At 63.9% G+C, this 9,568-nt stretch carries 10 protein-coding genes and 1 pseudogene; 9 read left to right on the forward strand and 2 right to left on the reverse strand.

The genetic code is table 11. The features are described from left to right. The 9 genes and pseudogenes from VIQ49_RS19525 to VIQ49_RS19565 form a co-directional block, all read left to right on the forward strand. A pseudogene (locus tag VIQ49_RS19525) lies at positions 1 to 879 on the forward strand (hypothetical protein); the annotation flags it as partial. Further along, positions 876 to 1,172, forward strand: a complete 297-nt coding sequence (locus VIQ49_RS19530; protein ID WP_019749778.1) for a transposase — start codon at positions 876 to 878, stop codon at positions 1,170 to 1,172. The pseudogene VIQ49_RS19525 and the gene VIQ49_RS19530, both read left to right, overlap by 4 nt. Before the next feature lie 18 nt (positions 1,173 to 1,190). After that, the gene (locus VIQ49_RS19535) at positions 1,191 to 2,849 is read left to right on the forward strand and encodes a peptidoglycan DD-metalloendopeptidase family protein (RefSeq protein WP_019749777.1); all 1,659 of its coding nucleotides are present in this window, start codon (positions 1,191 to 1,193) and stop codon (positions 2,847 to 2,849) included. A gap of 15 nt (positions 2,850 to 2,864) precedes the next feature. Next, the gene (locus VIQ49_RS19540; protein WP_019749776.1) at positions 2,865 to 3,443 is read left to right on the forward strand and encodes a hypothetical protein; all 579 of its coding nucleotides are present in this window, start codon (positions 2,865 to 2,867) and stop codon (positions 3,441 to 3,443) included. Beyond that, positions 3,440 to 3,679 (forward strand): hypothetical protein, encoded by a 240-nt coding sequence (locus VIQ49_RS19545; protein WP_019749775.1) that lies wholly within the window; start codon positions 3,440 to 3,442, stop codon positions 3,677 to 3,679. Before VIQ49_RS19540 ends, VIQ49_RS19545 begins: the two co-directional genes overlap by 4 nt. Beyond that, positions 3,676 to 4,227: a thermonuclease family protein gene (locus tag VIQ49_RS19550; RefSeq protein ID WP_019749774.1), complete on the forward strand. Its 552-nt coding sequence runs from the start codon at positions 3,676 to 3,678 to the stop codon at positions 4,225 to 4,227. The genes VIQ49_RS19545 and VIQ49_RS19550 overlap by 4 nt, the downstream gene beginning before the upstream one ends. Next, positions 4,227 to 6,140, forward strand: a complete 1,914-nt coding sequence (locus VIQ49_RS19555; RefSeq protein ID WP_037134744.1) for a type IV secretory system conjugative DNA transfer family protein — start codon at positions 4,227 to 4,229, stop codon at positions 6,138 to 6,140. The genes VIQ49_RS19550 and VIQ49_RS19555 overlap by 1 nt, the downstream gene beginning before the upstream one ends. Beyond that, a complete protein-coding gene (locus tag VIQ49_RS19560) occupies positions 6,137 to 6,838 on the forward strand; it encodes a DUF4913 domain-containing protein (protein WP_208722233.1) in 702 nt (233 codons plus the stop codon). The genes VIQ49_RS19555 and VIQ49_RS19560 overlap by 4 nt, the downstream gene beginning before the upstream one ends. Before the next feature lie 64 nt (positions 6,839 to 6,902). Beyond that, positions 6,903 to 7,856: a hypothetical protein gene (locus VIQ49_RS19565; RefSeq protein ID WP_019749771.1), complete on the forward strand. Its 954-nt coding sequence runs from the start codon at positions 6,903 to 6,905 to the stop codon at positions 7,854 to 7,856. 55 nt (positions 7,857 to 7,911) lie between these two features. Here the strand turns inward: VIQ49_RS19565 and VIQ49_RS19570 are convergent, their stop codons facing one another. Both VIQ49_RS19570 and VIQ49_RS19575 read right to left on the reverse strand, forming a co-directional pair. After that, positions 7,912 to 8,799 carry a hypothetical protein gene (locus VIQ49_RS19570; RefSeq protein WP_210378502.1) on the reverse strand — a complete coding sequence of 296 codons (888 nt, stop codon included), beginning with the start codon at positions 8,797 to 8,799 and terminating at the stop codon, positions 7,912 to 7,914. A gap of 232 nt (positions 8,800 to 9,031) precedes the next feature. Next, a complete protein-coding gene (locus tag VIQ49_RS19575) occupies positions 9,032 to 9,157 on the reverse strand; it encodes a hypothetical protein (protein ID WP_019749769.1) in 126 nt (41 codons plus the stop codon). Positions 9,158 to 9,568: the final 411 nt, after the last annotated feature.

Raw genomic sequence — 9,568 nt, forward strand, 5'->3', positions numbered from 1 at the left:
CCGCCGTTGATCGAGGACATGTACAAGCTCGTCAAAGAAGGCCATCCGGAGCTGATGGAGAACGCGGCCGCCGTCGGCGAGCACGAGTACCGCGAAGCGACCCGCGATCTGCAACGTTCTCTGCGCGGCCTGGTCAAGGGCTCGTTCGGTGAAATCTTCAACGGCCACACCACCACCGAGATCGACCTCGACGCCCCGGCGATCTGCATCGACGTCTCGCACATCCCCGAAGGCCACACCCGTCTCAAGGCCGCGGTCATGTTGGTGTGCTGGTCCGACGGCTTCGCCGCCATCGATGCCGCCCACGCCCTGGCCGATGCCGGCCTGGGACCGCAGCGCCGCTTTCAAGCTGTCATGGACGAGCTCTGGCAGGTGCTCGGGCTGGGTGAGTTCATGGTCGATCGCGTCAACTCGCTGACCCGATTGAACCGCACGATTGCGACCGCGTTGTGGATGATCACGCACACGATCACCGACCTCGAGGCCATGGGCTCGGTGTCGGCGGCGAACAAAGCGAAGACGTTCATCGAACGTGCCCGCGTGAAAGTCATCGGCGCTGTTCCGGAAGCGGAAATCGACCGCCTCGAACGGATCGTGAAGTTCACCGGCACCGAAGCCGACATGGTCACCGGTTGGTCTTCACCGCCTGCTCGCACCGGTGAGCGGCGTAAGGAAGGTGAGCCGAAAGAGCCGCCGCCCGGTCAGGGCAAGTTCCTGATCAAGGTCGGTGAGACCCGCACTCCCGGAATTCCCGTGCAGCTGATCTTCACCCCGTCGGAAATCGCGTCCGGCATTCACGACACCAATTCCCGGTACGGCGACCTCACCTCGGACGCCGTGAGCGATGACGACAGTTTCGAAGGAGAGGGCGCGGCATGATCGCCGAACGCAAGTACAAGTCGCTCACCCCGCAATTGCGGGCAGCCGCGGTCAAGAAGGTCGCCGAACTGAGCACCGAAGTGTCCTCGCGGTGGAAAGCGATCGTGCTGATCGCCGAAGCGTTGGAAGTGCACCCGAACACCCTGCGGAACTGGGTCAACGCAGATCCGGAGATGGCCGCGACCAGGCGCGTCGACACCGCTCGTCTCGAACAAGAGCACCGAGTCCAGCTCGCGGCCGCCACGGAACTGATCAACGAACTCTCCGATCACCTCCACGGCCGCAGGCAGTAGGGGCAGGTCACTTCGGTCATGGACGTGAAAAAGATCGGCGCATTCTGCGGCGCCGCGCTGCTGGGTTTGGTGATGATCGTGGTGGTCATCATCGGCCCGGCCACGGAGAATCCCGATTGCGTACCCGGCGGAGGCCGGGTCGGATCGGTGGCTCCCGCCGGCTCACTGGTCAAGCCGACCAAGAGCAGCGAGACCACCGATACTTCGGGATTCGGTGCGCGCTGGGGAACCCAACACCAGGGCATCGACCGCGCCGGTCCCGTCGGAACACCGATCTACGCGTTCACCGACGGCCGCGTTGTCGCTGCCGGCCCCGCCGCCGGATTCGGCAACTGGATCATTCTCGATCACCAGATCGACGGGAAGGTCTACTCGACCGTCTACGGGCACATGTTCGACGACGGCGTTCTGGTCAAGGTCGGCGACCAGGTTTCCGCTGGTCAGGAAATCGGCAAGATCGGCAACGCCGGCGAGTCCACCGGCGCGCATCTGCATTTCGAGGTCTGGGACGGTGGCCGCTTGCCCGACGGTGCCGGAACCGCAGTCGATCCGGCGCCCTGGGTCGACAAGGCCGCCGAACCCGGTGCCGCCGCCCCGACTCCCGCACCAGGACAGGAACCTGCACCGAGCAACCCGGCTGAACCGGGCACCGGCGGGCTCAATTCCAGCCAGCTCGCTCTCGCGAAGCAAGCGGTGGCCGTCGGGGAGTCGATCGGAGTTCCCGATCAGGGAATCGTCGTCGCCCTGGCCACGATGAGCCAGGAGAGCACGTACCGGATGCTTGCCAGCTCCAACGTCCCGGAATCGCTGCAATACCCGCACGACGGCGTCGGCTCCGATCACCTCTCGGTCAACCAGTACCAGCAGCAGGTCACCATCTGGGGAACCGCGGAAGAGCTGATGAACCCGGTGACCGCGAACGTGAAGTTCTACGACGCCCTGCTCAAAGTGTCGGGCTGGCAGTCCATGCCGGTCACCGTGGCTGCTCAGACGGTGCAGGGCTCGGCGCACCCGGAGGCGTATGCCGACGACGAGCCGCTCGCCCGTCAGCTCGCCGCCCAGTTTAAGGGCGCCGGCAAGGACCTCACTCCGCAAGAGTTGGCCGACATCGCCAAGGTCGGTGTTGCGACCGCCGTCGTCGACGGCGGTGTCGGTGTCTGCACTCCGGGAGTCTCGAACTCCGGCGGACCGCAGTTCAAGCCGGGTGGACCGTTCGGTGCGAATGTCATCGCGGCCGCGTCCCGGTGGATCGGTACGACGTACGCGTGGGGCGGCGGCGATCAGAACGGACCGACCAAGGGCATCAGCGACGGCGGCGGCGGCGGAGATGCGAACGGCGATCCGAACAAAGTCGGCTTCGACTGCTCCGGTCTGACGCTGTACGCGGTGTTCCAGGCCTCCGGCGGACAAATCCTGCTTCCACACTTCACCGGAAGCCACGGCAACCCAGGGCAGCTGTACGACGCGCGGGGACAGGACATTTCGTTCGATCAGAAGCAACCCGGCGACCTGATCTACTTCGGCGCCGGTGGGGACACCCACCACGTGGGCATCTACTACGGCAACGAAAACGGCCAGGACATGCTGCTCAACGCCCCGCAGTCCGGGCAAACCGTCTCCATCATGCCGCTCTCGGGTTGGGCCGGCGAAGACATGTACGTCAAGCGTTTCGGATAAAGGGAGAACACGATCATGACTCGCACACGCAACACTGCGGCCGCTGCCCTGCTGGCCGGGGCGCTTCTGCTCGCCGGATGTGGTTCCGGAGGCGACGGCCACGACAACCATCCCCTCGACGAGGGAGGCCCCGCCGACAGCTCACTGACGACCCCGCCCCCGCCGCCACTGCCGGGTGCGTTCGCCGGAGTCGACCAGAACGATCCGGAATCGGTCATGGTCGGCGCAGCGCAAGCCCTGTTCTCCTACGCCCCCGCCGAGGATGCGAACCAGCTGGCCGCAGCGCAGCGTGCCGCGCCGCTCTTCGACGAGCGGTACTACTCGGAGAACTCCGGTTCCTTCATCGCCCTCGCCCCGATCACCGGCAAACAGTGGCAGAGCTGGGCGGACGAGGGCGCGATCGTCACAGCATCGGCGAGTGTGACCAGCGACGAACACCCGGCCGATCAGCCGGCGAAAGTTTCCCGCGTTCTCGCGGTGACACAAACAGCAACCACACCGGAGGGGAAACCATTGAGCAGCAACACCTTCGCGGCATACATGAGCGCGACCAAACTCGGCGTCTGGCGCGTGAGTGCGGTGGCCGTGCGATGAGCCACGAACTTCTCTACGCGACCGGAACCGCTGCCGGTGAGCCGGCGGCGGCACTGGGCATCGCCCTCGAAACCTTGCAGGAGCTGCTCGGCGAATTGGAGTCGAACAACACTTTCGTTGTCGTGCAGGGACATTCGCACACCATCACGCCCACATCCGTGCAGCAGCCAGGGATGATGCGCAGCGAACGCCCCGGCTACATTGCCACCGTCACCACCGTCGTGGAGATCTCATGAGCGGGGGAGCGCACCGGCTGCTGAACTGCGCTGTTGCGCTCGCGGTCGTCGGGGCCGGTGTCTGGGGAACGGTCACTGTTCGCGAGTTGATCGCACCGGTCACCGATTCCGCGGCGTCGACGTCGGGTCAGGTGGTCCGGGTCGTCGACGGCGACACTGCCGATGTCCGTTTGGATTCCGGCGAGGATCTGCGGGTCCGGATCTTGGGGATCGACACTCCGGAGACGGTCAAATCCGATGCTGCGGTGCAGTGTTGGGGACCGGAAGCAAGCGCCTGGGCGCACACGATGCTCGACGATGCAGCGGTGACGTTGACGGGCGACCCTCGCACCGGCGATGTCGACCGATACGGCCGATCGCTGCGTTACCTGACCTTGCCGGACGGCACCGATTACGGCGTACTTGCGGCGCGGTCGGGCATGGCGCGGGCGTACGTCTACGGCAACACACCTATTGAGAAGACAGCGGAAATAGCTGGGGCGCAAGAGGATGCGCGTTCGGCAGGAATCGGACTCTGGGGTCCGCCGTGCAACGGAGAGGCAAACTGATGAGTACCAGGGCAGTGAAAGATCCATCAGCTTCGGACGGGCTGTTGCCGGCAGTTCTCATCGCCGGTCTGGTGGCGGTGGTCGGCGGCAGCGTGTGGGCGGGCATCCACCTCGGGACCGACCAGACCGCGCCGGGAAACCCGATCGCGATCGTCAAGGGCTTGATTCGAGGTGAACTCGTGTGGGAGACCGGGGCGACCCTGGTGGTTGCTCTGGTCCTGGCAGCAGTGATCGCTCTCGTGGTGGCCACGGCGGTGCTGGTGCGGCGGGTGCAGGGGGAGAAGACCCGCATCGACGCGAAAGCGAAGGTCATGGGCACCGGACGCGATATCAAGGGCATCACCGAGAAGGAATGCCGCTCGATCGCGTACAAGAGCTTGGGCATGAAGGAAGAGCTCAAGGACCGAACGAAAGCGGTCGGGGTGCAGATCGGTAAGCACCTGCTGACCGGGCGGATGCTGCGCGGCAGCTACCAGGATCTTCACTGCGACATCTGGGGACCGCGTACCGGTAAGTCGTCCTCGCGGGTCATTCCGGCGATCCTGTCGGCGCTGGGAGCGGTGTTGACCACGTCGAACAAGCGTGACGTCGTCGACGCGACTCGGGCATGGCGGTCGGTACGGCTGATCGACCGGGAAACAGGAGACAAGGTCAAGGCGCGGTCTGTGGACTGGGGAACCTACAGCGACCCGGCCAAGCCCGTCGCGAAGGGCAAAGTGCATGTGAACACCCTCGTTCCGCGGAAGGTGTGGGTGTTCGATCCGCAGGGCGTCGCCGGTGAGGAGCCGACGTGGTGGTGGAATCCGTTGTCCTGGGTCACCGACGAGGTCAAGGCCGCTGACCTGGCAGAACACTTCGCTGCCGGTGACGACGGAGTCGAGGCGAAAAAGGACCCGTTCTTCGATCCGGAAGGGCAAGACCTGGTCGCCGGGCTGCTCCTCGCGGCCGCTGTCGACAACCGTCCGATCACCGATGTGTACCTCTGGGCGACACAGGAGACCAACGACGAACCTGTCGCAATCTTGAAGGAGGCGGCCGGCGGGAAGTACGCGATGCAGGCGAGTGGCCTGGCTGCGCAGTACAACCAGACCGAAAAGCAGCGTTCGGGTGTTTTCACCACGGCGAAGAAGATGATTCGCTCGCTCAAGCTCTCCGCGGTCCATCCGTGGGTGCGACCGATGGGCCCGGGGGACAACCGCCCGCATTTCGATCCTCGGGCGTTCGTGGCGAACGACGAGACGATGTACAGCCTCTCGAGAGAAGGCAACGGTTCGGCCGGTCCGCTGGTCACAGCCCTGACGGTCGCGATCATCGACGCCGCTGAGCAGCTGGCCACCAGCTCACCGAAGGGCCGTCTACCCAAACCGCTGATTGCAGCTCTCGACGAGGTCGCCAACGTGGTGCGCTGGACGAAGCTCCCCGGCCTCTACAGCCACTACGGCTCACGCGGCATCCTGATCATGGCGATCTTGCAGTCCTGGTCACAGGGTGAGGACGTGTGGGGCGCCAAGGGCATGAGCAAACTGTGGTCCGCCTCGAACGTGCGCGTCTACGGCGGCGGTGTCGCAGTCGACGACGGCAACTTCCTCAAGGACATGTCCACCGCGATCGGTGAGCACTGGGAAATCACCGGCTCCGTCTCCAACAGCGGCAACGGTCGCAGCGTCTCCAAACATCGCAGCAAGGAACGCACCCTCACCGAAGCCGAACTCGAAGCGCTACCCCGCGGCCGCGCGGTCGTACGTTCCTCCGGTAACTCACCAACCCTGGTGAAGACGGTGCCCTGGTGGGAGGGACCGAACAAGGACGCTGTCGTGGCCTCGATCAAGGTTCACGATCCCGAACCGGAGAAGACCCTGGCGAAGGCCGTCACCAAGGTCGGCGCCGTCGACGCAGTGGAGTTGGTCGCATGAGCACCGATTTCGATTTCCCCGGATTCGCCGACGACTTCGAGCCGCCACCGGAAGGCGCCTACGACGAGGTACCGATCGACGACCCCGCGCCGGCTGTTGATCCTGGCATCGCCGCGCCCGCCGAACCTGCCGGTGCACTCAGTGCGCAGATGGAAGCGTTCGTGGCACGGGCGATGGACAAACGGATCAGCCAAGAAGCGGATGCGATCGCGGCCGCGAAGTTCGAGGAGATGCTCACTCCCGAACTGCACACCCAACTCCAAGAAGCCGCACAAGCACGCCTCGCCGCGCAGCTCGCGGCGGCGCTCAAGATCCCCGACGATCCCGAACCCGAGCCGGAACCACAGATGGTGTTCGGCTCGGCAGAAGAATTCATGCGCGACTGGCTCGCCCCGACCTACCGCCGCCAGGTGACGGACACCCCTTCGCGGGTGTGGTGCCCGCAGTGGTGGAAGCACGAAGAAGCGGTCAACCGCGTCGAAGCTCTCTGGCGGGCGTGGGAGTACCTACGCCTGGATGCGAAGACCGGCATGAGTGTGTGGTGGCGCGATCACGCCGATCACCACATGGAAAAGCTGTTCGCGGGCGATGGCCCCTTCAAAGCGTGCTCGGCCGAGCGGGGCCACAAAGGTTCCGTGAAGCCGCTGCCTACCGACAAGGCTCCGGACGCACTGTTCCCCGATCAGCGCGAGACGTGAACCCCCGCGAAACCGCACTTTCGGCCCGCACCCGGCGGACCGGTCCGACGAAAGGTGAGAACAGATGTCCGATGACGAAGTAGGCACGATCGGCCGCGAAATGGGCATGGCGATGCGCGTGGCCATGCAGGTGATGAGCCGACTCGCCGAGCAGATGGCACGCTCCCGCGAACAACGAATGCGGGACGCACAGCATCGCAGCGAACAGGCAACTCGCGAGTACGCCGAACGTCTCAAGGTCGAACGGACGGCCGCCGAGACGCAGCTGCGAGGAGTCTCGGACAAGCAGTGGTGGGATCACGCCAAGCCGGAGGCGATCACCGACGCCTACTTGCAGGCAAAGGCGTGGAGCCCTGAATCGGAGATCGCCGCCCAGGCCGCACACAAGATCCGCTCCGAAGTCCACCAGCGATACGGCTTCGACGTCGACAACGATCAGGCAGCACGGGACTTCCTCGCCTACGGCCGTGCATACAAGGACGTCGCGGGTACCGAGCAGAAGCGGGCCGCTCAGGATCGCGTCGAAGCTGGTGCCGCGATGACCGCGGCCGAGAGCGCCGACCGTAAAGCCGAACGCGCGGCGGTCGAGCTCGAAGAAGCGAAGACGTGGGCGCGGGAGAACACTCCGGAATGGTTCGCCGTCTGGGAGCAGACGTACGGACCTGAGGCGGGGAAGGAAGAACGGAGCGAAGCAGAGAAAGAACTTGTCGGGGACTGGCAGCGGTCGCAGCCCGAAACGTCGACGACAGTCGAGGAAGGCAACCGCGTCCAAGGCGGCGATGAGCGCGGTGAAGCCGTCGAGAAGTACGACTCCGCGGACCGGCGCACCGCGTTCGCGAACAGTATGCACGCTGCCGGCGTCGACGCCGAAGCGATCGCGGCGCGGATGTCCGCCGACACTGCGCAGGGGCGTCCCGCTCGGGATGCTGTCCGCACCGGACCGGGCAAGCCGCCAGTCGCGCGGAAGGGGAAGCCGAACAAGTCCCAAGGCCGCGACCGGCAACACGCCGGCCGGTAGGGACTCGACTGGAAGGTCCCGCGCACGTTGTGTGCGGGACCTTCCAGTCGACGTTCTAACCGGTGATACCTCCGATTGCGAGGGCTCGATCAGCGAATTCCTGTCCGGCTACTGTGGCGATCTGTGTTGAAGCCACCGCGAGCGTGGACCGAAGCCAGTCCATGCCTCGTTTAGCTCCTTTGCGGAGTATCCCGTCGATATCGTCGAGAACATCGTCGAGATCCTCTTGATCAGCATCGACGACTGCTCCCGCCATGTCTTCCCTGAGCACCCGCAGTGCCTCGAGTGCCTCGTCAAGGGTCATGCCGGCAGTGATGTTCACAGTCGCAATGTTGGTGTGCCCCTGTCCTCCGAGCACCTGGTTACCGACGGTCATAGTGCCGTAGTTATCGGACGAAATCTTCGAAATATTGGTCACCGAGGTCCGATCGATAGGAGAAGCGAGGATCAGATAAGGGTCTCGCAATGCGCGTCGGCCGACCGAGGTGGTTTCCACATAGAAAAACTCCCCGTTCGCCTGTTTACTGCCTGTGAGCATCCCGAGTTCTTCCAGTTCCTCCGCAGTATGTCGAATCTCCAGTGGTGTCAACGCACCGGTGAAGTCTTCACCCAGTGAGCTTTCCACGAGCCCTTGAGTGCTGTTATAGGACGAAATCCACTGAAGGACCCGACGGGCAAGCATCTCCGCGCGGTGGCTCTCACGCGCATTGCGCGCGGGCACAGAGCCCGCAGAGGTCAGTATGAAATCGAAGCTTCCATCCATGGTGGCAGTGCGATCGATGTAACCCAACCCGCTCAGTTCCTCGTACACGGTGAAAGCATCAGAGGTGGGACAGACGTCGTCGGGCAAGGAATCCGACTGTGGATTGTCGGACAACCAACGTAGGGCGCAAAGGGCACGAAACGTCAGACTCAAAATTTCCTCGATTCGAAGTGCGCCCACGCGGAACGCATCCTCATAACTTCTCGGTCTAGCCGAACGTCCCGAGACAGGAACTCGACAGTGCCGAAACTGCGGCGATGGGTAAGAATGCTGTAGTCCTTTGAACAAAAACGTCTGTGGCGTCCGGATCGGGACCATAAGCGTCATGAGCTGGGTACCCGGACTACATTTTCGAACTTGAGGAAGGCCGGGGAGCGATAGATGTCTCCCCGACCTTGCCACTGTTGTCGAGCTACTTCTTCTTGGATTCGACGACCGTGGTCTTCGGATGACTCTTGGCGTAGCCCTTGGTCACGTATTTACCGGTAATCGCACTCCGTGCACTTCCTTTGGAGCTGCGTCCGCTGTTCTTGGCCATTTCACCTCCTCTCCTGGATCCCAAGCAGATCGGGGATGCGACAGGGCATCCCCCAGATCTGTTTTACGGAGTGATCCGGGTAGTTCGGGTGACGGTGTTGACCTTGACGGGAACGGTCTTCGTGGTGGTGGATCCGCCGCGACGGATCTTGACCGGCACGCGGACAGTCTGGGTCCGTCGAGTTGTATTCGTACTTCGGGTCGGGCTCACGAGGAGCCTCCTTAGATTTTCAGCGCCGGCACAAAAACCTGTCCTCACCCACGGGCCCGACTCGGCGGGCCCGACTTGTCAGGTGTACCGTTGCCAACGCATCCTCAGAAAATGCAACAACAAGCACCCCGACTGGCGGACAGCCCCTGGTCGGGGCATTTGTGTTTCTCCAGCGCTCAAGACACTACACCTAGTGGCCGA

The sequence above is a fragment of the Williamsia sp. genome (assembly GCF_036566845.1).
Taxonomy (GTDB): Bacteria; Actinomycetota; Actinomycetes; order Mycobacteriales; family Mycobacteriaceae; genus Williamsia.